Below are 24,696 nucleotides of genomic sequence, written 5' to 3'. Positions count from 1 at the left end.
TTCCGGACGGCTTGCGGTACTACCGCGAGCATCTTGCGCGATTGGGGGCATGCTTCACGTCTGCCGATACAGAATGATCGGAACGCCCGGAGCAAGTTGGTTCAGGAAGTCGAAGTCGCCGACATTCCCTGTCAATACGCTAGCACCGATGCTCCGCGCCTGAAGGTAAATGAGCGCATCGTTGAGGTATTTCCGCTCGTGACCTGCACCCTTCGGCACGCCGCTGAGACGAACGAGCGCGCCCGCAAGCATTCCAGCTTCGCCCCACATTGCGGTATCCGGAGCTTGCAACCGATGCGGCGGAATGTCTTCAATCACGCCCCGTACCGTTTGCAGAACTCCACTTGTTGAAGGGTGAGCCGGATTGAGCCGTCCAAACACATGCGTGAGTTCGGCAAGGCAGACGGCCGAGTGGTGGCACACGCGATATGTCAGCAATTCATCGACAGCGGCCGGGGTGCGGGCCTGCAAGACGTCGAGATAAACGCTGGTATCGAGAATGAGTGCGCCGCCGATGAGCGGTTCGCCGGATGCCCACGCAAGCTCGGAATCTGGCCGTCGCGTTATCCGCTCCAAACGCTTGTGCGGCTTCAGCCTTCGCAACGTTCCCTGGAGATCAAAGGGCAAGATCGATATCTGCCGGGATGCTTCCCTTGCGCCGGACGAGACGCGCGCCGAAATCGTCTTCGAGCGCCAAACGAGACAGGGCGAGCTCTAGAAGTTCGGTATCGGAAGATACGTGAGCCCGCTTCTTTGCCGCTTCGATCAGGCCTGCCGGCACGCGGCCGGACAAGCGCGTGTCCTTGGCCTCGCCGAGCAAACCGACGGCGCGCGCCTGCTCGAGCACGAGCCGATTGCGCTTAAGCGCAATCTGCTCCTCGGTCTCTGTCGACGTGTGGGTCCGCACGACCATAATACCTCCGACGTTGAACAAAATGTAACAATTGTTCAACGTGTTTGCAAGGCCGGAAACGAGCGGTTGCGCCCGGCGCGTGCCCACCGCCCACGGGCTCTCGGCTACAACATCGACCGGCCTCGACCCCGACCCGGGCGTGCAATGTTAGGCCTACGTCGATTTCAAAACCCGCTCGAGCTAATCTGACCGCCCGACCGGAGAAGTCGCGATTTCCACGGTCCGCCCTACTGCAAAGGGTCGGCACGGCGCTGCTCGACCTCGGCAAAGGTCTCGCCCGTTATTGCCATGGTCGCGGCCTGCCCGGTGTAGGACTGCCAGCGGCGGATGGCGACGTCGACATAGAGCGGATCCAGCTCGATTACGCGCGCCCGCCTGCGGCACTTCTGCGCGGCCATGACGGTCGTGCCGGATCCGGAGAACGGGTCGAGCACGATGTCGCCGCGGCGTGAGCAATCCTTGATGGCGTCGATCACGAGCGCCGTCGGCTTCACCGTCGGGTGCATCTCGAGCTCGGCGTCCCGCCCCGAACGAAAGCTGTTGGCGCCGGCATAGTCCCAGACGTTGGTGCGATAGCGGCCGTGCTTGCCAAGCTCAATCGTGTTCACGTGCGGCCCGTGCCCCACCTTGTAGACGAACACCAGCTCGTGCTTGGAACGGTAGAACGAGCCCATGCCGCCATTGCTCTTGTTCCAGACGCATAGGTTCTTCAGCTCGGAATAGATTCCGCCGGCCGCCTTCAGCACCTCGTCCATGTGCCGCCAATCCATGCACACAAAATGGATCGCGCCATCGAGGCTCACCGCGGCCATATTGCCGAACACCACGGCCAGAAAGCCTGCAAATTCGGCCGGGCTCATCTCGCCTGAGGCCATCTGGAATTCACGGTGCTTGACCGCCCCAAGCCCGCTGACGTGACCATCGATCCGCACGTTGTAGGGGGGATCGGTGAAGACCAAGCGAGCCTGGTCGCCGTCCATCAGATCGGCAAACGAAGCCGCATCGCACGCGTCGCCGCACAGCAGACGATGCTCTCCCAGCATCCAGAGATCGCCGAGCCGCGACACCGCATCTGACCGGACGGGTGGAACCAGATCGCTGCGATCCGGCTTCTCGCGGGTCGCTTCGCCATCGACCAACAGGTCAATCTCGGCAGTCTCGAAGCCGGTTACCTCCAGATCGAAATTGACCTCGGCGCCCATCAGCTCGCGCCAGAGCACGCGCAGCTGGTCGGTGTCCCAGTCCGAGTTCAGCGCAACCTTGTTGTCGGCGAGCGAAAACGCGGTCTTCTGCCCGGGCGTCAAATGGCCGACCCGCAGTACTGGGACCCGCTCCAAACCCGCCAGGCGGGCGCCCTCGACCCGGCCATGGCCGACAAGGATCACGCCCTCCTCGTCGGCCACAACGATGCTGTTGAAACCGAACTCGCGGATCGAGGCTGCGATCTGATGCAGCTGCTTGCGCGAATGCCGCCTGGCATTGGCCGGGTTCGGCTTCAGTTCGGCAATGGGTAGGTGCTCGATTCGGAAATCACTCATGGGACCTCTCCTGGGGGATAGGCCTTATGTATACACAACCTACCATATACTTCAACGATACTTCACGAATAGCCGTGTTCAAGGCCCGCGGTGGTTAATCCCCGTCACCCCTTGATGATGATCTCGATATCTTCGGGCCGCACCCCAAACGTAGCCGCCAAAGCTTTCTTGGCTTCGGCAATGGTCAAGCCACCGGGCGCCTTGCCCGGTCCTGCGAATGAAGAGTCGGGGATCGGTTGAAACTTGAGTCGCCGCTGCTCAATCCCGAGCTCCTTCAGGCTGGCATAGGCAACCGGATTGCGCAGCTCCTTGCGCCAGACATCCGCGACGGCAATCTCGGCAAACTCCGAGATTCCAATCCGGAAGCGTGCCTGTCCCCTCGCATTCGCGCTCTCGTCAAGCGGCGTCAGCGACGCAATACGCCCCACCAGGAACGCTGTTCGCGACGCAATGCCTTCGGCCTTGTTTTTCCAGTCCTGCCGTCGGCAGCAAACAAGATAGGCACATCGCTCGACGCTTTTCGGACTGAGCACCCAACCGCGGGAGCCCGCCTGGTCTAGAATGTTCTGCCTCGTCTCGGAGGTGAAGACGACCACGGCGGCATCATTGGCTTTGGTCATGCTCAATCTGCTTTGGTCTCAACTGTATGCTCGACCTTCACCTTGTTGGAGTCGCCGTGCGCGACCAGCAATTCATTCCCGGCCTGCTGCAGCAGCCGGCTTGGCGCAAACGCCCCGTAGGCATTACGCTCGTTACGTGCGCCGTGAACCATCAGCAACAGCTTGTCGGCCAGCTCCACATGATCGCGCAATCCGGAGGATCGACAAAGCCCGACCACCCGGCGCCGCTCGGCCTGCCAATACTGTTCGATCTCGCTCAGCTGGGGGTTCTTGCGATGCTCGTACAATTCCGCCGCCGTGCGCGCGAGCAGCATCTGGGGCTGCATCGGAAGACCCCCACTCTCTTGCTCCGTCGCAAGCCACCCCCGCAGCTGCGCCTCCGCATCGCCTGGATGATCCTCCTTTGTCACCTCCCAAACCGTCTCCGACTCCGCAATCAACGACTTGATAAAATAGCTGATCAGCGCTTCGCCATTGCCGAAATACTTGACCAAGGTTTCCATATTTGAATGGGCCTCCTGGGCGATCAAGCCATTCGCGGCCCTGATTCCGAGAAGACGAAACATCTTCTGAGCGGCCTCGATCAAGCGCTCCTTGGCGGGCTTGTCAAAGCCGAAACTGGCCGGTTGTTCCGTTTTGGGAAGCTTGCGCATCAAATTGGCTCCTCACCATGTATCAGTCAATTATAGCACAACTCATGCCAATCTTCCTCTACCGCAAGCCGCCGGCGCCGAGGGCCCGCCGCGCATCTGCCGTCCGGTACGCGCACCAATACGCCATCAGAGTCGGCTGAGGTTCCGCATAAACTACTGTTTTTGTTCATATTTTTGACTCACCGAAATCGACGGCGGCGCCGCGGAAACCCGCGCAAGGCACGATTTATGGGATTCCGGCCCTGTCCGGGTGCGGACTGGAGCCAAATCTCCTCCACGGCCTTCCCTGGGCCTTGGCGAGGCTATCGACTTTTTCGCCTATCCGCGCGCCCCCCCGATCAGTCATGGCCGCCACTGCCCTGAACCTCCGACTGACGCGACCGATCGAGAGAACGACCGCCGATAGCCGATCATGCAAGCTGCCGCTTCCTAGCCTGCGTCGTCTTTCATCCGAACAACCTGGCGAGCAAATCATCTGCGCTATCGATGCGCTCAAAGCAGGCCTTGCCGAGGTCGCGATGCATGGGTCGTTCGAGCTTCTGTCCGGTGCTGTCACCGCGCGAATGCCGGCTGACCTTCGAGCCCAAATCCGGCAACCTTTCTCCCGGCTGGCCACCGAACCAGAAGTACCGCTCCAACGTCAATGTCTGCTGGTTCACCTCAAGCCAAATCACGCAGCCGCTGGGCTTTTCGAGCAGCCGGGTGCTGACGGTCACGTGCCGGACCGCGGAGCCCGAAAAGGTCGACTTCAACTGGATATGCCGAAGGATCCCGTTGGCTTCTAATACGATGTCGTAGCCGCCCCGATCGACCTCGCTCTTGAGCACCTCGATGTCGTGGCGGCCCTGCTGCCAACGCGTGGCCATGAGCTCTCCGAGCAGAAGGTGAAAGAGCGCCTGCTCCCGAATACTGGAGGCGCGGGAGTGAGATGTAAGCGGATCCTGATGCAGTTCAGCGAGCACTGTAAAACTCCTTTGGGTTGGTCATACCCCGCCATTGCGCTCCGCTGGCCGCACAAGTCCAGCGCAACCGCGCTCCCCGCCAGCCAGCTTCGCATAGCAGAGTTAATAGTATCCTGTTTTGGGATAATCCCGATCTAGGATCAGATTGACCGCCGCCGAATCGCAAGCGCCCCGGCGGCCATGGAAAAATCCCTCAAATCCGCTGAATATGCCCGCCTCATCGCCCTTCTTGTCGCAACGCGACATAAGGCCGGGATCCGTCAGCACGCCCTCGCCAAGAAGCTGCGCAAGCCGCAATCCTTCGTGGCCAAATACGAGGGCGGCGAACGCCGGTTGGATATCGTTGAGTTCATTGCCATTGCGGAGGCGCTTGGGGCCGATCCGCGGAAGCTGCTTCGGCGGTTTATGATGGAGAAAACAAGATCATCTTCAAAGGCGATCGTGGCAACCTCTCGGGCTCGCCCAATGATTCCGTAGGAACCGGGCACACGAAGGCGTCCGGACGGGCTAGCGGCTCTATGAGCCGCTCGTCCACCAACTCGGCGGCAAGCGTCAGGCAAGCCCTGGCCCAGAAGGCGAATCCGAAACTGGAAAACGCAATCGAGTCCTTCGGCCGAAGTTTGGGACAAGCTAGGATCTCGCCTGGTGTATTTGCCGGATCCTGTTTTACGTTAAGGACAGCAATTGGTGAGATTCATTATGAAATTGCTTGCGATTGCAGTTTTGTGCGCTTTGGTCCTTTGTCCAGCCAAGGGGCATTCGCCGGCCACGACGTAAAAGGTTACGGTGATTGCGAGGCGGGCCGGGCGGCAGGGCAACGGCGAGCAAGCTAACAGCGATGACTAGCGTTCTGCTTGACGGGGGTTCCTAGGGGAACCGGTACTGGAAGAACAATAGGGGCTGGTTGAGCCGATTTACTTGGTCCCAAGTAGGTATTGCGACGCGCTTCCTTCTTTTGTACAGCGCGGAAAGGCTGGGCATTACAAATGCATTTTGACCGTTTGGTCGATGAGATTTACGAAGCCGCCATAGTCCCGGAGCGGTGGAAGATTGTACTTGATAGATTGGCGCGTTTAGCTGACGCTGAAGGTGCACTACTATTTGCTGCGGCGCCCGGGCTGCCCCGCTGGCTGTCAACCGACACTATTCGCTCCCGCGTAGAAGCTTGGATTGATAGTCCCTTTTATTTGAACAATCCTCGAGGCGAGCGGCTGGTCCCGATCAAGGAACCGCGCTTCCTTACCGACCTTGATGCATTCACTCTCGAGGAGCTGGAGCAAGAACCCTATTACACTAATTTTCTTCGGCCCCAAGGTCTGGGCTGGTGCATCGGCACCTCGGTATACTCGCCGGCGGGAGATATCCTTGTTGTCTCGATCGAAAAGGCTCACGAAAAAGGACCCGTACCGCGGGAGGTCGCCGAACAACTCGATCGTCTCCGCCCGCATCTCGCTCGCGCCGCATTGCTGTCGGGACGCGTTGGCCTCGAGCGAGCGCGAGCAACGGTTGAAAGTCTGAAAATGATCGGCCTGGCGGCAGCTGTGCTAGGCCATGGTGGTAAGGTGCTGGCGGCCAACGACGCCCTGTTTGCCTGTGAACCCGACCTTCGGATTGGTGCTGGCTCTCAACTCGAATTTGCGAATCCAGCCGTTCATGCTCTTTTTGCCACCGCGTCGGAAGGAAGATCCGCCTCCACTCATGGGGCGTCTATTCCGGTTCGGAGGACGCGCACGCGCGAGGCCTTTGTGGTCCATGTCCTGCCGATGCGCGGATCGGGACGCGATGTCTTTTCGGGAGCCGAATTCCTGCTTTACGTGACACCAGTCATTCAGCAGCCGGGCCCGCCCCCGGAAATCCTTCAGGCGTTGTTCGACCTTTCGCCTGCCGAAGCCCGCGTTGCCGCAATGATTGCCAGGGGCATCTCAGTTGACGCAACGGCGCAAGCGCTCTCAGTCAAGCCAAATACGATCCGCATGCAGCTCAAGGCAATCTTTGCAAAGACCGGCACTAGCCGGCAGGCTGAGCTCGTGAGCCTGCTGCGCCTGGCACCTTCCAGGTAGCAGCGGTGGTATGCTGCCCGAAGCGTAAGCACGCGCTTGTTTAGGTTAAGCTGCAGTAGCCTGTGAGTTTTTGCGCGCCTTTACCCAAATGGGTAAAGCAACGCTGCGGGTCGCGGGTAAGATGGTTACAAATTAATTTACGCTGTCACCACGACAGTAATCTGTTTTCAGAGGCAGGGACGCTTTCCCAGGGGCAAGGGGGCTCCTCAAGCATACCCGCAGTCTGCCTAGACATCGCCACACGGATAAAGCCGTGCGCGGCGCGTGGATACGCGTGCGCCCTTTTCAGGAGGATGAGGATCCATGATTATCACCGGCACAAACGGCAACGACGCCATCACCGGCACTGCCGGTGGAGATCTCATCAGCTCCGGCAATGGTAACGACACCATCAATGGGTCCGCCGGAAACGACATCATCGATGCGGGCAATGGCGACGATAAGGTCAACGGCGGCGCAGGCATCGATCTGATCTTTGGCGGCAATGGAAACGATACACTCGACGGTGGATCTGGTAGCGACGTCGTTAGCGGCGGCAATGGCAACGACATCCTCATCTACACTGCATCCGAAAACGTCAACGCCATTGACATCTACGATGGCGGCAACGGGCAAGACACTCTTCGCCTGATCGTCAGCCAGTCCATGGCGAGCTCAGCGGCATTTCTCGCAGACATCGCGGCACTGCAGGCGAAACTGGCGCACGGCAGCGCCACCTACCTATTCAACAGCTTCAATCTCCTCGTTACGGATATTGAAAAGCTCCAGGTTGTCATCGAGCCAAGCGCCAATCACCCACCCGTTGCGGTTGCCGATGTCGCCAGCACTAACGAGGACACGACCCTCACGATTATTGCTTCTGCGTTGCTTGCCAACGATACCGACCCCGACGCCAACGATACGAAAACAATCGTATCCGTGCAGGGAGCGCAGCACGGCAGCGTCTCGCTGAACAGCAGCGGCAATGTCATATTCACCGCCGATACCAATTATTCGGGTGTTGCCAGCTTTACCTACACGATGAAAGACAGTGCCGGCGCAACGTCGACGGCGACCGTCACGGTAAACGTTGCCGCGGTCAACGATGCCCCGACTGCTACGAACCTCTCTGCTAGTGAGATCTATACGGAGGATGCGCCGCTCAATCTCACTGACATCATTGTCACTGACGTCGACAGCGCCGCTGTCACGGTGAAGTTGGCGCTCTCGAATCCGGCTGCCGGAACTCTGAGTGCGGGCGCGTCCGGCGGGGTAACCTCAACCTACAATGCGCTAGCAGGCGTCTGGTCGGCTTCCGGCGCAACCGCCGATGTCAACGCCTTGCTGGCAGGGGTCACTTTCAACCCAGCTGCGAACTTCAACGGAAACTTCTCGATCGCGACCAGTGTCAGCGATGGAGTTGCTCCGCCAGTGATGGGCGCCAAGAACTTCAGCGGAATTGCCGTCAACGACGCCCCGATCGCAACGAACCTGTCTGCTCCTGAGACTTATACGGAAGACACACCGCTCAACCTCTCCGATATCGTCATCACTGACATTGACAGCAGCACGATCACGGCGACCCTTACGCTGTCGAACCCGGCGGCCGGCACGCTGAGCACCGCCACCTCGGGCGCGGTGACCGCGAGCTACGCAGGGGGAGTCTGGACGGCGTCAGGTGCGACGGCTAACGTCAATGCCCTACTGGCGGGTGTGAAATTCATCCCGGCAGCAAACTTCAACGGCAATTTTTCGATCGCCACCACCGTCAGCGATGGAACGGCGTCCGTTACCGCTGCAAAGGCATTCACAGGCGTGGCCGTGAATGATTCCCCCGTCGCGATAGCTGACACACTGGCTGCGACTGAAGACTCCGCTATTACTTATACGCGGGCGCAATTGCTCGGTAACGACATCGACATCGACAATTCCAATGCCCAGCTCTCGATCAATTCAGTAACGAGCGGAACCGGCGGTACCGCCGTCCTTAACAGTGACGGCAGCGTTACGTTTACACCGACCCATGATGTCAATGGCGCCGCGACCTTCACCTACACCATCACTGATGGCGCTCTGACAAGTACCCCCGCAACGGCGACCGTAAACATAGCACCGGTCGCGACGGCGCCGACGATCGCCCACGAACGAATCGAGGTTAACGTCACAACTGCGCCAATCGCGTTGAACATTCAGATCAGCGACCCCGATACCAGCGATACGCTGGCATCGACCGTTCAGGTTACCGGCGTTCCGCCCGAATATATGTTGACCGCTGGGGCCCAGTCCACAGACGACCCCGGAGTCTGGATCGTCAACCTGAGCGATGTGGCCGGTCTGGCTATCCAGCTCAGGCCTGATGCCATCGCCGAAAAGCAGACGATAGCACTGAGCATCACGGCGAGCTCTTTCGACCACGCGGACGTTGCGCAAAAGACTGAAGTACTGAACATCCAGATCAATGATCCGGATGTAAAAGTTGCGGCCGACGGATACATCGCCGATGCACTGGTCTTTGTCGACAAAGCGGACGGAAACGGCGTTTACAATGGCATTCTCGACTTGGGGGAATCGTTCACTTACACTGCGAGTGATGGCACGTTCAGCCTTGACACGTCGGGCGGCCAACTGGTCCTTCAGAGCGTTCATGGCGGCGGCCATAACACCATCGATGTGTTGACCGGCCTGCCGTTCAACGGCACGCTAAAGGCTCCGAGCGGCTCGACCGTCGTGACGCCGCTCACCAATCTGATCGTAGCGGTCGCGGGTGCCGGCGGCGACACCGCGGCAGCTGAAGCTTCCGTGAAGGCGGCGCTGGGGCTATCTGACTCGGTGAGCCTGACGACGCTGGATCCGATCGCCGCGACCGTCTCGGCGGCGCCTGGTGCGGCTGACGTTCTCGCGGCGTCAATCCAGGTGCAGGCGACCGTGGCTCAGCTCTCGGCGGCGACGGGTGCCTCTCTTGAGTCAGTCATCGGCGCGCTCGCCCAGACCGTGACCGCAGGCAATGTTGACCTCGGCGCGCCCTCGACGGTTTCTGCGCTGGCGACGGTGGTCAACAATACGCTTCCGCCCGAGCAGCAGCTCTCGGCGACTGACCTCGATGCGATTGCTCAGGTCGTCCAGGAATCTAACGCTCAGATTTCGAGCAGCCTTACGAACACCACCGATCTGAGCCAAGTCGCCCAGGCGGCACAAGTGGCCTTTGGCGACACAACGCAGGCGCTCTCGGACGCGGCGAACGGCGCCGGCGGCACCACCTTCAGCAGCGTGCAGAACGACTATACAGGCACTGCGCTAGAGCAGAAGATAGCAGCGGCTCCGCTTACGCTGACGGGCACAGAAGTTGCCGACACGCTGATGGGTGGCGACGGCAACGATCTGATTTCTGGTCTCGGCGGCAACGACACGCTCAAGGGCGGAGCCGGCGATGACATGATTTCGGGGGGCGCGGGCAAGGATGCTTTAACCGGCGGGGCGGGCAACGACAGCCTCGATGGCGGTGTGGACTTTGACCGGGCTATATACACCGAAGCGACCGGTGGCATCACCGTTCACCTTGGAGCGGGGACTGCGATCGGCGCGGGCGTCGGCACCGATACTCTGATCTCGATCGATGGCGTCATCGGCAGCAACTTCAACGACTATCTTGACGGTACAGGCTACACCGGGAACACCGGTTTGCCGGGCGCCATAATTGGCTTCGCCGAATTTGAAGGCGGCGCAGGTGACGATACGATCGTCGGCGCGAGGAATGTGCAGGGCCATGCTCTGACGCGCGTGAGCTATCTCGGCGCATCCGCCGGGGTGACTGTCGACATCCAGTCAGGACAAGCTTACGGAACGGCTCCAGGCGACGTTGCCAATGTCGGCCACGATACGATCAGCAACATTCTGAATGTCTGGGGTTCGAACTACGACGATACACTGCTCGGAAGCGACAACGGATCCGGCTCGTTCGAGGCATTCGAAGGACGTCGTGGCAATGATTTCATCGATGGTCGCGGCGGCTATGACGTCGTCGTTTATGCGACCGACTTGACGACGACGATGGGCATCACGGTCAACATGGCCGCAGGCACCGTCAGCGGCGATGCGACGGTCGGCACCGATACCCTGCGCAATGTCGAAGCCGTGCGCGGCACCAACTTTGCTGATTCTTACAACGCTTCGAACTTTGGCACGGCGGGCACCGCCAATATCGGCTCGCTTGGCACGTTCAACGACTTCCAGGGAGGTGGCGGCGACGACGTTGTCATTGGCAACGGCAATACTCGTGTCAACTACTCCAGCGCGCTTGCTGGCGTCACGGTCAACTTGCAAACGGACCTCAATCAGGCAGGGGTTACTGCCACGAACGTCGTGGGTAGTGCAACCGGCACCACGGAGGGTGCAGATTCGCTAACTGGCGTGAATGCCGCGCAAGGTTCTTCTTTTGACGACACTCTGCTCGGATCCAACTTCAACAACACGTTCACGGGTCTGGGCGGCGACGACTTCATCGACGGCCGCGGCGGGTTCGACACCGCCAGCTACAACAGCATGACGCTTGCAACCGGCGGCATCGTTGTCGAAATGGCTGCCGGCACTGTGACCGATAACGTCAACAACGTGATTGGCCACGACACGCTTCGCAACATCGAGGGTGTTCAGGGCACCGGCTATGCCGACACGTTCGACGCGACCGGCTATGGCCTGGGCGGTGCGCTGAACGTCTCCACCAGCAACGGCAACTTCAACCAGTTCGAGGGCCTTGGCGGCGATGACGTCATTACCGGCAACGGCGCAACCCGCGTGCTCTACAGCAATGCGACGGGCGGGGTGAGCGTCACGATCGGGGTGAACGGTGCCGGCACGGCCACGGGCGACGCCTCGACCGGCCACGACAGCTTCACCGGCGGGGTCAATGCAGCGATCGGCGGCAATTTTGCCGACAGCTACGACGCCTCGGCCTTCAACAACGGCTTCAACTCGTTCCAGGGCAATGCCGGCAACGACACCATCACCGGCAACGGTTCCACCCAGGTGCAGTACAGCAATGCCACCTCCGGCGTAGCGATCACGATCGGAGCCGGCGGCGCAGGTTCGGCCTCGGGAGACGGCTCGGTCGGCACCGACACCTTCACCGGGGTCAACAGCGCGGTCGGCGGCAATCTCAACGACAGCTACAATGCCTCGGCCTTCAACGCCGGCTTCAACTCCTTCCAGGGCAATGGCGGCAACGACACCATCACCGGCAACGGCGCCACCCAGATCCAGTACAACAACGCAACCGGTGCGGTGAGCGTCAATATCTCGGCCGGCACCGCCACCGGCGACGGTTCGGTCGGCACCGACACCATCACCGGCGGCGTCAACAGCGTGCTCGGCTCCAACTTCGCCGACACCATCACCGGATCTTCAGGCGCCGACTTCCTCAACGGCAACGGCGGCAACGACACCATCAATGGTGGCGGCGGCAATGACAATCTGAACGGCGGGTTCGGTGCCGACACCTTTGTATACGCCAATGGCGGCGGCGCGGACTTCATCAACGACTTCAATCGCGGCCAGGGCGACCGCATCGACGTCACGGGCGTGACGGGGGTCTTCACCCTTGCCGATATCCAGGCTCATGCGACGCAGCAGGGAGCGAACACCGTCATCGACTTCGGCAGCGGCAACACGATCACGCTGGCCAACATTGCGGCCGGTAGCCTCGTTGCGACCGACTTCGTGTTCAACAATACCGTCCCCGGCACGTCCGGCAACGATACGCTGGTCGGCACCAGCCAGATCGACGGCATCTATGGGATGGACGGCAACGACCGCCTGCAAGGGCTCGGCGGCAATGACCTGCTGGACGGCGGCAACGGCTTCGACCGGGCGGTCTATACCGAGGCGACCGGATCGATCACGGTCAATCTTGCGGCCGGCACGGCCAGTGGAGCCGGGATAGGCAGCGACACGCTCGTCAACATTGAAGGCGCCGTCGGCGGGGCATTCAATGACACGTTCAATGCTGCCGGATTTGCCGGATCGAGCGCGCAAGCGGGTGTTGCCGCTGGTCAAAGCGGGTTCGAGGGGCGCGGCGGCGATGACGTCATCACTGGTCGGATCAACGATCTGGGCCAGTCCGTAACCCGGGTGGAGTATGTTGGTGCGTCGGCTGCGGTGACGGTCGATCTTGCGGCCGGCACTGGTCAGGGCACGGCGGCCGGCGACCTCGCCAATGTCGGCCACGACACATTCACCAATGCCCTGCAGGGTGTGTTTGGATCGGCCTTCAACGACACGATCTACGGCAGCAACAATGCCAACTTCACCTATGAGGCCTTCGAAGGCCGCGCCGGCGACGACTATATTGATGGCCGCGGTGGCTATGACATCGTCGCCTACAACAACGATCCCGCGACCGGCTCGGGGATAACCGTCAACCTTGCCGCCGGCACGGTGACCGGTGATGGCACCGTCGGCACCGACACGCTCCGCAATGTGGAGGCCGTTCGCGGCACGATCTTCGACGACGTGTTTGACACGACCGGCTACGGTGCCCCCGGCGCTCTCAATGTCTCGACCACCAACGGCAACTTCAACGATATTGCTGGAGCCGGCGGCAACGACAGCATCATCGGCAATGGCAACACCCGCCTCAACTACGCGATCGCGCTGGCGGCCGTCACCGTCGATCTGGAGACCACGGCCGGCACCGCCATCACCGTTGCAGGCAGTGCGACCGGGACGACTGAGGGAATCGACACGTTCACCGGCGTCAATGCCGTTCAAGCCTCGGTCTTCAACGACACGCTGCTGGGCTCCAGCTACAGCAACACGTTCACGCCGCTTGGCGGCGATGATTACATGGACGGCCGCGGCGGGTTCGACACGGCGAGCTACAACAGCCTGAACACGGTGACGGGCGGCATCGCAGTCGCCATGGCCGCCGGCACCGTGACCGGCGATGCCTCCATCGGCACCGACACGCTTCGCAACATCGAGGGTGTTCAGGGCACCGGCTATGCCGACACGTTCGACGCGACCGGCTATGGCCTGGGCGGTGCGCTGAACGTCTCCACCAGCAACGGCAACTTCAACCAGTTCGAGGGCCTTGGCGGCGATGACGTCATTACCGGCAACGGCGCAACCCGCGTGCTCTACAGCAATGCGACGGGCGGGGTGAGCGTCACGATCGGGGTGAACGGTGCCGGCACGGCCACGGGCGACGCCTCGACCGGCCACGACAGCTTCACCGGCGGGGTCAATGCAGCGATCGGCGGCAATTTTGCCGACAGCTACGACGCCTCGGCCTTCAACAACGGCTTCAACTCGTTCCAGGGCAATGCCGGCAACGACACCATCACCGGCAACGGTTCCACCCAGGTGCAGTACAGCAATGCCACCTCCGGCGTAGCGATCACGATCGGAGCCGGCGGCGCAGGTTCGGCCTCGGGAGACGGCTCGGTCGGCACCGACACCTTCACCGGGGTCAACAGCGCGGTCGGCGGCAATCTCAACGACAGCTACAATGCCTCGGCCTTCAACGCCGGCTTCAACTCCTTCCAGGGCAATGGCGGCAACGACACCATCACCGGCAACGGCGCCACCCAGGTCCAGTACAACAACGCAACCGGTGCGGTGAGCGTCAATCTGTCAGCCGGCACCGCCACCGGCGACGGTTCGGTCGGCACCGATACCATCACCGGCGGCGTCAACAGCGTGCTCGGCTCCAACTTCGCCGACAGCATCACCGGATCTTCAGGCGCTGACTTCCTCAACGGCAACGGTGGCAACGACACCATCAACGGTGGCGGCGGTAACGACAATCTGAGCGGCGGCGGAGGCAATGACAATTTCGTATTCGTCTCCGGAGCAACCGCTGGTGCCACCATCACCGACTTCACAGGCAACGGAGCTTCTCTAGGAGATACACTGGAGTTTCACGGCTTTGGGCTGGCCACCGACGGAGCGACCCTGACGCAGATTGGGTCGAGCAATCAGTGGCTCGTGCACTCAGGTTTGGACGCACACGAGGAGACCATCACGATCAATGGCGGTGTGCATGCCACGGACTTCCACTTTCTGACATAGCCCCCGTTTGCGATTATTTGGCTAAACTCCTGACGGCCTAGCGTGTCCCGCTGGGGCCGTTTCTGCATCGCCCAGACAGCTGCATTGACGAAACTCGGTGTGTGGCCTTCGAGCAAGCTCTTTGTAGCCCTGCTTCAGCCAGCGCCTCAGGAAACGTTGCTGCGCGGCCCGCACCGGCCTCTCATAGCGCTCCAGTCTAGCGAGACGCTTGGAAAGCTTGGGGCACGGGGAGTCCATCAACGCGACAAGCAACTCGTGGCGGGCTTGCCGGATGCGCCCTAGTCGCAGATTGGCGCGGACAAGGTCATCCACGGCAACCGAGCTGTGTTGCTGCTTAAGTCTTGTCGCGGATATGCAACCTCCTGTGCCGGAGCTGGCATTCTCCTCCATATCCGGACACGAGAGCCCGTGTCGACGGGCATTACGGCTCGACCTGGCCTTTCCAACCTTCGTTTTAGGCCCAGTGCTTCGCTTGGCATTCAGCCGGTTCGCTTCGATCTTCCGTTCTGAGGTCATTACTCCGCGTTCTACGGTTTGCGCTAACCCGCACACTTCCCTCCATGACCCGGGACAGCTAGGTGATCAAAAGGTCGACTGAAAAATCTCAACGAATTGATTGAAGCTCAGGCCGCATGCCGGTTCAAGTCCTCGGATGCGGATATCGAGGTCTGCATCGCATAGTCGCGGCGGAGATGGCTCCTCGCGATCGGCTTCGCTCGCTGGATCTGGCCAAGGTGAAGATATCGAAACCTCACTGAACTGAGCCAAACCACCGCTCGTTCCGCTGACTCCCGTTATTTGGCTTCGATTTGTCAGTTTGCGATGGAGAATTCAGGGCGGCCAATTTCCGTTGATCTAATTGCAATATGAGCAACAAGATTGCTGCAGAAAGGACTGGCATTCCGGTGCGAACGGAGCGTTACTGAGTCGGCCGGGCGCGATGGCAGCGCCGGTATCTCACCTCGCGGACGCGGGGCTTCAGGCAGTGCGGCGAAGAGCGCCGCTGTTCTTGAAGGGAGATACAGGTGCGTAGCGTACAGAGTGAAGGCCGGGCCGACCCACAACATCAAGTCATCAGGTTCAACCCGAACGACCGGCGCCATTTCATCGGCGGCTCGGACGCCCGCATCATCATGGGGGATGACCAGGAGAACCTTATCCGCCTTTGGCGGGAAAAGCGCGGCGAAATCGAACTGCAGGATCTCTCCGACAATCTGATCGTCCAACTCGGGACCGTGACGGAGGTCTTGAACCGCGCCTGGTACCAGCGCGCGAGCGGACACACGGTGAAAGACATCCAGAAACGTGTGCGCCATCCCATCCACAAATGGATGGCCGCAACGCTTGATGGGACCGTCGAGCAGACCGGTGCCGTCTTCGAGGCCAAGTTCATGCTGCCTTGGGCCTTTACAGAGGAAACCGCGGCCGAAAAGCACATGGCCCAGCTACAGCACAACATGTGGGTCACCGCTTCCCGAAGCGCCGTTCTCTCGATCATCACCGGCGGCGGCAAATGGGTCGAGATCAAAATCCACGCCGATCCGCTCTATCAGCATCTCCTGCTCACCGCCGAAAAGAAGTTCTGGCGTTGTGTCCAAAGCGGCGAGCCGCCCATCCTCTTCAATATCGAAACACCCCGCCCAAGACTCGAGGCGGTCAAGGTCGTCGATATGTCGACCTCGAACCAATGGGCTGAACTGGCGGCGACCTACCTGCGGACGCGAGAGGCCCACGGGGAGCACGAGACGGCCAAAGCGGATCTGAAAAAGCTGATGCCGGAGGATGCCAAGGAGGCAACCGGCCATGGGATCAAGGCCAAGCGGTCCAAGTCCGGCGCCATCAGCTTTGACGCTCTCGCCGTGGAGGCCTCCGATGCATCAGTCCAGTGAGCGGATCGGGGCGATCGCGGGCGCCCTTGCCCGGGCGCAGGCCGAGCTTACCAACCCCGAAAAGACGCTGACGGCGATAATCCGGTCGCCCTTTCCGCGGGAGGACGACCGGACATTTCGGTACGCCTCCTTGGCCTCCGGCCTGGCAATTGTCCGCAAGACGCTGAGTCAGCAGGAGATCGCAACCGTCCAGACCACGCGGATCGATGCCACCAGCGGTCAGGTGCATCTCACGACCTTGCTGGCCCACGCCTCCGGCGAATGGATTTCCTCCGATTGGCCGGTCTGCGCCGCAAAGGAGGTCGAGGCCCCGCATCGCATGGGCGCCTCGTTGACCTATGCCCGCCGCTACGCCCTGTTCGCTCTCGTTGGCATTGCCGGTGAGGACGACCTCGATGCCCCAGATGCGATCGCCGGACCTCCCGCGGCCGCCGAGCCCCAAGCCGCTCCGGGCCCAAAGGGAAAGCCCGCCAAAGCGGTCTTGAACCGACCGGCAGTCCTGAAGCCTCAACAATCCGCTGAGTTACGGGAGCGATTGCTGACCCAGCTGGCGGCCGCATCAGGGGATGGCGACGACCTCTTAAGCTGGGCCAAAGCCAGCCTTCCCCTGAAGAACACCCTCCTGGAGGCCGACGCCCGGGCCCTGGAGGCGGCCTATCAGATGAGGCTCGAAGAGGTGGCCCGGTCTGAGACCGAAGCTGATCTGCCATCATCCGAGGCTGAGCGCGCCCTCGGACAGGAACCGGCGGAAGAACTTTCCCTCTCCCAAGCCGCTATCCCAGGCTCAAGCTCCGACGGGCCGGCGCATCAGCCAGGGAGCGGCCTCGCCTTCCCAAAAGAGCCCCCGCGCAAGCGGAGCAAGGCCCACCTTGCTTTTATCCGGGCACAGCCCTGCCTGGTCTGCAAGCAGGCGCCATCCGATGCCCACCACCTCAAGTTCGCCCAGCCGCGAACACTCGGGCGCAAGGTCAGCGACGAATTCACCGTTCCATTATGCCGCTCTCATCATCAGGCTCTCCATCGTTATGGCAACGAAAAGGCATGGTGGGTGGATATGCAGATATCGCCCTTGGCTGTCGCGAGCAAGTTATGGGCATCGAGCCCCGTTCATGACCCCGCCAAGCCAAGCATGGCCACTTATGATGCTTCATCACAGGCCCGGCCGGAGGCCACGCGCCAATGAATGGCCCGTTCAGCAACGCCACACCGCTAGCCGCGTCCGCCATTCCGGTCGAATTCCAGGCCTTGTGTCCTGCTCCCCAACTCCTCCCCGGAGAAAGCATCGACCACTATCGCGCGCTCCAGGCCGTCATCTTCCAAGACATAGCACCGCAATCCGCGATCGAGTGGCTGCTCGCCATTGATGTTGCGGAGCTGTCCTGGGAGATCCAGCGCTATCGGATTCTGCGGCACAAGCTGCTGGATTCCTATCGTCAAAAAGCAATAGAGATGACGCTTCGTCGGATCGATGTCGCGGGCGTCGCGCCCAACTTCAAAGAAGACGCCGAACGCTACACGATTCAGAGCGCGCTGGACTGGCGGCTCGATCCCATTGCTGCAGACGAAATCGAAGCACGTCTCGCATCATATGGCTTCGATCAGCACACCATTAGCGTGGAAGTTTATGTGCAAGCCCGCGAGATCTTCACGCTATTCGAGACGTTGATGAACGCGGCACAGTTGAGACGGCTGTTCTTGCTCAAGGAGATCGGTAGCCGCCGCCGAATGCAGGACCCGCCCAACTTCGTCCCGGGTCAACCGAGGTCCCGATCGAGAGCGGAGAAAATCTCATTCCTGCAGAACCACACCGGCAAGGCTTCGGGATGATGAAGGCGGAGACTATCGAACCTGCCATTCAAGCCTGCTTCTGCGAGATACACACGAAGCTCAAAGAGGCAGAAAAAATTGCCAGGGCCGCCCGTGCTTGTGCAGACGCCGGCAGCATCTCGGAGGCAATTCAGGTCTCAATGAATATCGAGCAACTCGTCTATGAGGTTGGACGGCTCCATGATGCCGCATGTCTGCTGGCTCGGAATGCCACGATTGGCGAGGGAGGATAAAACCCACTAAGGTTTGCGCTGCTTGCGAACGAATCGCCAGTCTCTGCTCAATGCCGTCTCGTTAACCCGATAGGCGCCTTCAGTCGATCAACTCGGAAATGTAAAGCTCCTGTATCGCTCGCGCGGATGCAGGTACGAGCACCTCCGAACTGCTCGGCTTTTAAGGGGGACTTGAGCGCAGGAGAGCCGGCGAGGACTACTTGGACAAATAGGCGTCGTAAGCACGCCGGATTCCATCCTCGAGCGAGGTCGTTGCGCGCCAGCCGAGTTTTGCGAGGCGGCTGACGTCGAGCAGCTTGCGCGGCGTGCCGTCGGGACGCGAGGTGTCGAAACTGATCTCGCCGCTGTAGCCGGTGATTTCGGCGACCACGCGCCCGAATTCGGCAATGGTGATGTCCTCGCCGGTTCCGATATTGACCAGCTCCGCGCTCGAATAGGTCTTCATCAAGTGCACGCAGGCATCCGCCATGTCGTCGACATAAAGGAACTCGCGCCGCGGCGTGCCGGTGCCCCAGACGATGACACTCTTCGCGCCCGCAACCTTGGCCTCGTGGAAGCGGCGGATCAGGGCCGCGACCACGTGGCTCATTTCGGAATGATAATTGTCACCGGGGCCGTAGAGATTGGTCGGCATCACGCTGATGAAGTCGCACCCGTACTGGCTGCGATAGGCCTCCGCCATCTTGATGCCGGCGATCTTGGCGATCGCGTAGGGCTCGTTGGTCGGCTCCAGCGGACCAGTCAGCACTGAATCTTCGCGCAGCGGCTGCGCCGCCAGCTTCGGATAGATGCAGGACGAGCCCAGAAACATCAGCTTCTCGGCGCCGTTCTGATGCGCGGCGTGGATTACGTTGGCGGCGATTGCGATGTTATCGTAGATGAATTCGGCACGCAGCGTGTTGTTGGCGACGATGCCGCCGACCTTTGCCGCGGCAAGGAAGATCACCTGCGGCCGCGTCTTCGCGAACCAGTCGAACACGGCGGCCTGGTTGCAGAGATCGACCTCGCGCCGGTCCACGGTGACGAGCCTGACGTCCTCCCGTTCGAGCCGGCGCACGAGCGCGCTGCCCACCATGCCGCGATGGCCGGCGACGTAGACGCTTTTGCCTGTCAGCTCAAACGGTGCGTTTGCCACTCGCCGCATCCCGCTTTGCGTCCGCCAGATCGCTCGCCATCATCTCCGCGACGAGCTCTGCAAAGCTCCGCTTCGGCTTCCACCCAAGCACCTCGCGGGCCTTGCTGGCGTCGCCGACGAGGAGATCGACCTCAGTCGGCCGGAAATAGGTCGGATCGATCTTCACAACAGTCTTGCCACTCTTCTCATCGACGCCAGTCTCCTCGACGCCTTTGCCGCGCCATGCGATGCGGCGGCCGACCTGCGCGAACGACAACTCGACCATCTCACGCACCGAGTGCATTTCGCCGGTGGCGAGCACGAAATCGTCGGGCTTGTCGGCCTGAAGTATCTTGTGCATGCCCTCGACATAGTCGCGCGCATGTCCCCAGTCGCGCTTGGCCGAGAGATTGCCGAGATAGAGCGTCTCTTCCAGGCCGACTTCGATGCGCGCGACGCCGCGCGTGATTTTACGCGTGACGAAGGTCTCGCCGCGGATCGGGCTCTCGTGGTTAAACAGGATGCCGTTGCTCGCGAACATGCCATATGCCTCGCGATAGTTCACCGTGATCCAGTAGCCGTAGAGCTTTGCCACTCCGTAAGGCGAGCGCGGATAGAAGGGCGTGGTCTCCTTCTGCGGGATCTCCTGAACCAGGCCATAGAGCTCGGAGGTCGAGGCCTGGTAGAACCGTGTCTCCTTCTCCATGCCGAGGATGCGGATCGCTTCCAACAGGCGAAGCACGCCGATGCCGTCGGCATTGGCGGTGTACTCCGGGCTCTCGAAACTGACGGCGACATGGCTCTGGGCAGCGAGATTGTAGATCTCAGTCGGCCGGATCTGCTGCACCAGGCGGATCAGATTGGTCGAGTCCGTCATGTCCCCGTAGTGCATCAGAAACGGCACGTCGCCGACATGCGGATCCTGGTAGAGATGATCGACCCGCGCGGTGTTGAACGAGGAGGAACGCCGCTTGATGCCGTGCACGACATAGCCGAGCGACAACAGATATTCGGCGAGATAGGCGCCGTCCTGGCCGGTCACGCCGGTGATGAGAGCCCGCTGGCTCATTGTCTAAATCCTCTTAACCATGACATCTCCTCGGGATCTTGCCGCCCAACTATCGCGACGCACAATCAACGTAGGTATTTGACCAGACCAGGACAAAGGTCAATTGTTCCCGTCGCAGCAGCTGCGCAATCTACACGAGACTGCAATTCATTGGGTAGACTTGGTCCTGATCGCCCGTACTTCCTTTAGGTCCCGGCTACCTTCACAGGCGGAGCCTTTGCAACACGATAGTCAGCCTCGGTTACACCTGTCTGAACGGCGCCGGCCGCCTCCGGTCGCTCGATCCAGTTCTGCCGGACAGGGATGCTTTGATGTGAAGTGCGCTGGAGGTCAATAGCGCGGACCCGGTGCGCCTTGTCGGAACGCCCGACCGGCACGGTCGCTTCATTGATGCAATGACCGAGGTTGCCTGGGCTGCGTTCGGCATAAAGCTGGCTTGCTTTGTGCTGGACTGAGCTGCTGCCGGTTTGATGGACACCGAGTTTAGGTGTTTCATGAAGCCGGAGGTGGGTCATGCGGAGACGAAGGTTCAGTCGAGAATTCAAGATCGAGTCGGTCAAGCTGGTGAGAGAGCGCGGGGTGTCGGTGGCGCAAGCCGCCCGGGATCTGGATCTCCATGAGAATCTGCTGCGCAAATGGGTGAAGGACTTCGGTTCCGACCCGGCTCAGGCCTTCCCCGGCCACGGGCAGATCAAGCCGGCACAGCAGGAGATCGAGCGGCTGAGGCGGGAAGTTGCCAAGCTGAAGGCTGAGCGGGATATTTTAAAAAAGGCCGCAGCCTTCTTCGCGAAGGAAGCGACATGAAGTTCGTCTTCATCGCCACGGGACGATCTGGCCGGTGGCATGGCTGTGCGATGCGTTGGGGGTGTCCCGATCGTGCTTCCATGCCTGGCTGAACCGAACGCCCAGCGCCAGGTCCCGAAGCGACGAAGTGGTGGGCCGCCAGGTAAAAGCAAGCTTCCTTGCCAGCAACCGAACCTATGGTGCACGGCGGGTCTTGCGTGATCTGCTGGAGGAAGGCGTCGCTTGCGGCCTGCACCGGATCGAGCGACTGATGCGATTGCAGGCCTTGCGGGCGCGGCCGCGACGCCGGCGCCTGCAAGGATAAAGTCGATCGCCAGACCACGACCGTGCCGTCGAACATTCTGGACCGGCAGTTCGTGGCCGACCAGCCGAACCAGAAGTGGATCGCCGACTTCCCCTACATCTGGACGGCGGAGGGCTGGCTTTACGTGTCAGCCGTGATCGACTTGTTCTCGCGCCGGGTAGTCGGCTGGTCGATGAGCGCCGGCATGACAGCGCAACTGGTCGCGGATGCCTTACTGATGGCAATCTGGCGACGCGGCAAGCCGGATGCCCTGTTGCACCACTCCGATCAGGGCAGTCAATATACCAGCGAACAGTTCCAGCGGCTAATGGCCGACTGCGGCATCGTCTGCAGCATGAGCCGGTCCGGCAATGTCTGGGACAATGCGGCGATGGAAAGCTTCTTCTCGTCGCTGAAAACCGAACGCACTGCCGGAAAATTCTATCCCACCAGGAACGAGGCCAGAGCGGACGTGTTCGATTACATCGAGAGGTTCTACAATGCGACCAGGCGTCATTCGACGATCGGGTATCTCAGCCCTGTTGAGTTCGAGCGGAAGGTGGGATTAGCTTAACGTGCCGTCCACTGAACCGGCAGCAGCTCAGACTCCTGGCCGCGAAATTCAGGAGCGTGTCTGGGGTGAGCGCGTTCTTTCGGCGCAGAGCGCGGGATCAGCTTTAGTCGTCCTCGCTAACGCTACCTTCTCATGCCGAACAACATTCGCTGGAAAGGGGCTTAGGACGATGGTCCTCTACCGATGATATCGTCCTCCCGAGGCAGCTGTCGGTCTAGACGCGATCAGATCCAGCATGGAAACGACCGCTGGCGCTTATTCCGGATCAGCCGCACTCGACCGGGGCGATGCAAAAACTGCGGGATAATTGAGGTGCGACCAGAATACGTCAAGTAGTTGTTGATGGGTGCCCTGATTCATACGATCGTTCCAAGAAAAATGCCGCAGCTCGTGGAACGATCCAGGCCGCGTTTTTAGGCTTAAACGTGCTTGCAATGGGCGCCCGCGTCGATCAGTGCACTTGGGGCAATGACCGAATTTGGATATAAGTCAGAGCATGGTCACTCGTCGCCAAGCACTGAGATCACTTACGCTAGGTCTGAGTTTAAGCCTAGCCTCCAGCGGTCGGCTTGCCCAAGCCAACGGGCAGTTCTTTTCAATCCCAATCAAGGGTATCAATGTCAATCCGCCATTTGACAGTTGGGGTGCAGCAAAGGATGGCCTAACGGCCAACCGCATTGCCGCTCTTAAATTCGCTGGTTACAACACGCTGCGCTTATGGATTGATTTGGAGAGCTTGCTCAGACCCTCGCCCGATCTAGCAACCGCCGTTGCCGCCAATATCGCGTTCGTTCGCAATGCTATATTGAACGGCTTCAAGGCTGTTGTAACCTTCGCCACAACGCCAGAGCTTCGCCTTTCCGTAATGAATCCGGTAGGGGACTACTATTTATATCTTGCGGCCTGTGTTGCCCTCGGGGCTGAGTTATCGAGCGCTTTCGGCGAGAGCGTCGCCTTCGAAGTCATGAACGAGCCGCCGACTAAGATTGACGTCGCGACAGCGGGCTATCCGGATTATGCGACCGCCTTTTGCCCGGCCGTGTTCAAAGCTGTGCGGGCAGCTGCACCCCAACTGTGGTTAATCTTTGAGTCATCTGATCTTGGCTACGCGCCATTCCTAGCTGATTTTAATCCCGATGGCTTTGACGCTCGCACGGCCTACGCTGCTCACGGTTACGACCCCGGCGAGTTCACGCATCAAGGCCTCGCTCGTCTTTGGAAGCACATCGATCGATTGCCATGGCCCGTCACCGACTACCCTGGCGGCATAATCCAAGCCAAGGCCGACATGGTGGAGAAGGTCAACGCTGACAGCACACTCACGTTCGGACAGAAGTCATCGTTGATTACGGCCAATACTTCTAGATTGGATAGCTTGTTTGGTTGGAATGGTCAGACAACCTACTTTGGCGGGCTCAACAATGCGCTGGAGAAATGGCGAAGGCGGCACGGCATCGACTCGAACCGAATTATTTTCACTGAGTTCGGCGTCGTCAGCAGCGACAATTACGACGACACGCCTGGCGCCGATCTAACTGCCCGGGTCGCTTACGAAAAGGCCCGTCGCCAAGATTTCGAATCTCGTCGTTATGGCTGGATAGTGTATCAAGCGTTAGGTGATTTTCAACACTTTGAAGGGACACCTTCTAATCAGGGCGAACGCCTCATTGTGGAATTGACCGAAGCACTGGGTCTCCGCTGCCCGAATCCGGCACCAGTAAATGATCTCACCTATAGCGTCGTAACCACATCAACTGTCACACTAACATTTGCAGCCGTAACCGACGCAGCCCGTTACGAATATCGACTTAACGGAGGCAAACCAAAGGCACTGGGACAGGACAGGGTAATAACCGGTCTTTTTCCCGCAACGACGTATGACATCGAGATTCGCGGCGTAAACAACAGCTCTAATGGCTCATGGTCGAATGTCATCACAATCAGGGCCTAGCAGTCTGCTGAAAAACCTTGAAATGGAGAATTTTCATTTTTCCGCTGTCAATCGGCGTTCAAATTTGACCCCGTATCGGCGTCCAATTTTGACCCCTTCGAGCGGCGGGTTTTGGTGGTAGCGCTCGCACCGTCGGAGCTGGTCGGGGTTGCGGAGACGGTGC

16 protein-coding genes and 2 pseudogenes are annotated in these 24,696 nt (G+C 60.3%); 9 read left to right on the top strand and 9 right to left on the bottom strand.

Features of this window, described 5'->3' with window-relative positions; genetic code table 11:
• Positions 1-54: 54 nt before the first annotated feature.
• The 6 genes from ABIB00_RS17245 to ABIB00_RS17220 form a co-directional block, all read right to left on the bottom strand.
• The gene (locus ABIB00_RS17245) at positions 55-627 is read right to left on the bottom strand and encodes a type II toxin-antitoxin system VapC family toxin (protein ID WP_354105165.1); all 573 of its coding nucleotides are present in this window, start codon (positions 625-627) and stop codon (positions 55-57) included.
• A complete protein-coding gene (locus ABIB00_RS17240; RefSeq protein ID WP_354068511.1) occupies positions 617-913 on the bottom strand; it encodes a hypothetical protein in 297 nt (98 codons plus the stop codon). The genes ABIB00_RS17245 and ABIB00_RS17240 overlap by 11 nt, the downstream gene beginning before the upstream one ends.
• Positions 914-1,140: 227 nt before the next feature.
• A complete protein-coding gene (locus ABIB00_RS17235) occupies positions 1,141-2,451 on the bottom strand; it encodes a site-specific DNA-methyltransferase (protein ID WP_354105164.1) in 1,311 nt (436 codons plus the stop codon).
• Positions 2,452-2,555: 104 nt separating this feature from the next.
• Complete coding sequence (locus tag ABIB00_RS17230; RefSeq protein ID WP_354105163.1) at positions 2,556-3,047, bottom strand: hypothetical protein; 492 nt, start codon at positions 3,045-3,047, stop codon at positions 2,556-2,558.
• A gap of 26 nt (positions 3,048-3,073) precedes the next feature.
• Positions 3,074-3,724: a hypothetical protein gene (locus tag ABIB00_RS17225; RefSeq protein WP_354105162.1), complete on the bottom strand. Its 651-nt coding sequence runs from the start codon at positions 3,722-3,724 to the stop codon at positions 3,074-3,076.
• A 446-nt stretch (positions 3,725-4,170) separates the two neighbouring features.
• A complete protein-coding gene (locus ABIB00_RS17220) occupies positions 4,171-4,686 on the bottom strand; it encodes a hypothetical protein (protein WP_354105161.1) in 516 nt (171 codons plus the stop codon).
• A 180-nt stretch (positions 4,687-4,866) separates the two neighbouring features.
• Between ABIB00_RS17220 and ABIB00_RS17215 the strand changes: the two genes are divergently transcribed.
• The 7 genes from ABIB00_RS17215 to ABIB00_RS17185 all read left to right on the top strand — a co-directional run bounded on the left by ABIB00_RS17215 (position 4,867) and on the right by ABIB00_RS17185 (position 18,738).
• Positions 4,867-5,163, top strand: a complete 297-nt coding sequence (locus tag ABIB00_RS17215) for a helix-turn-helix domain-containing protein (RefSeq protein WP_354105160.1) — start codon at positions 4,867-4,869, stop codon at positions 5,161-5,163.
• 509 nt (positions 5,164-5,672) lie between these two features.
• A complete protein-coding gene (locus ABIB00_RS17210; RefSeq protein ID WP_354105159.1) occupies positions 5,673-6,746 on the top strand; it encodes a helix-turn-helix transcriptional regulator in 1,074 nt (357 codons plus the stop codon).
• Positions 6,747-7,049: 303 nt separating this feature from the next.
• On the top strand, positions 7,050-14,789 hold the full coding sequence (locus ABIB00_RS17205) for a beta strand repeat-containing protein (RefSeq protein ID WP_354105158.1): 7,740 nt from the start codon (positions 7,050-7,052) through the stop codon (positions 14,787-14,789).
• Positions 14,790-15,814: 1,025 nt separating this feature from the next.
• Positions 15,815-16,678: a YqaJ viral recombinase family protein gene (locus tag ABIB00_RS17200; protein ID WP_354105157.1), complete on the top strand. Its 864-nt coding sequence runs from the start codon at positions 15,815-15,817 to the stop codon at positions 16,676-16,678.
• Positions 16,662-17,861, top strand: coding sequence for an ERF family protein (locus tag ABIB00_RS17195; RefSeq protein WP_354105156.1), 1,200 nt, complete (start codon positions 16,662-16,664; stop codon positions 17,859-17,861). Before ABIB00_RS17200 ends, ABIB00_RS17195 begins: the two co-directional genes overlap by 17 nt.
• Complete coding sequence (locus ABIB00_RS17190; RefSeq protein ID WP_354105155.1) at positions 17,858-18,505, top strand: hypothetical protein; 648 nt, start codon at positions 17,858-17,860, stop codon at positions 18,503-18,505. Before ABIB00_RS17195 ends, ABIB00_RS17190 begins: the two co-directional genes overlap by 4 nt.
• Positions 18,502-18,738: a hypothetical protein gene (locus tag ABIB00_RS17185; RefSeq protein WP_354105154.1), complete on the top strand. Its 237-nt coding sequence runs from the start codon at positions 18,502-18,504 to the stop codon at positions 18,736-18,738. The genes ABIB00_RS17190 and ABIB00_RS17185 overlap by 4 nt, the downstream gene beginning before the upstream one ends.
• 196 nt (positions 18,739-18,934) lie before the next feature.
• Here ABIB00_RS17185 and fcl read toward each other — a convergent pair whose 3' ends face one another.
• Together fcl and gmd are read right to left on the bottom strand one after the other, a co-directional pair.
• Complete coding sequence (gene fcl / locus ABIB00_RS17180; RefSeq protein ID WP_502917835.1) at positions 18,935-19,873, bottom strand: GDP-L-fucose synthase; 939 nt, start codon at positions 19,871-19,873, stop codon at positions 18,935-18,937.
• Positions 19,854-20,921: a GDP-mannose 4,6-dehydratase gene (gene gmd / locus ABIB00_RS17175; protein ID WP_354105152.1), complete on the bottom strand. Its 1,068-nt coding sequence runs from the start codon at positions 20,919-20,921 to the stop codon at positions 19,854-19,856. Before gmd ends, fcl begins: the two co-directional genes overlap by 20 nt.
• A gap of 513 nt (positions 20,922-21,434) precedes the next feature.
• Here gmd and ABIB00_RS17170 point away from each other — a divergent pair.
• Together ABIB00_RS17170 and ABIB00_RS17165 are read left to right on the top strand one after the other, a co-directional pair.
• A pseudogene (locus tag ABIB00_RS17170) lies at positions 21,435-22,582 on the top strand (IS3 family transposase).
• A gap of 496 nt (positions 22,583-23,078) precedes the next feature.
• Entirely contained in the window at positions 23,079-24,533 is a 1,455-nt protein-coding gene (locus ABIB00_RS17165) for a cellulase family glycosylhydrolase (protein WP_354105151.1), read from the top strand.
• Positions 24,534-24,580: 47 nt separating this feature from the next.
• Here the strand turns inward: ABIB00_RS17165 and ABIB00_RS17160 are convergent.
• A pseudogene (locus ABIB00_RS17160) lies at positions 24,581-24,696 on the bottom strand (IS21-like element helper ATPase IstB); the annotation flags it as partial.

The organism is Bradyrhizobium sp. LB14.3, from assembly GCF_040547985.1.
In the GTDB taxonomy this organism is placed as follows: Bacteria; Pseudomonadota; Alphaproteobacteria; order Rhizobiales; family Xanthobacteraceae; genus Bradyrhizobium.
Note: the sequence above shows the minus strand (reverse complement) of the source record. Positions and strands in the feature narration are given on the sequence as shown.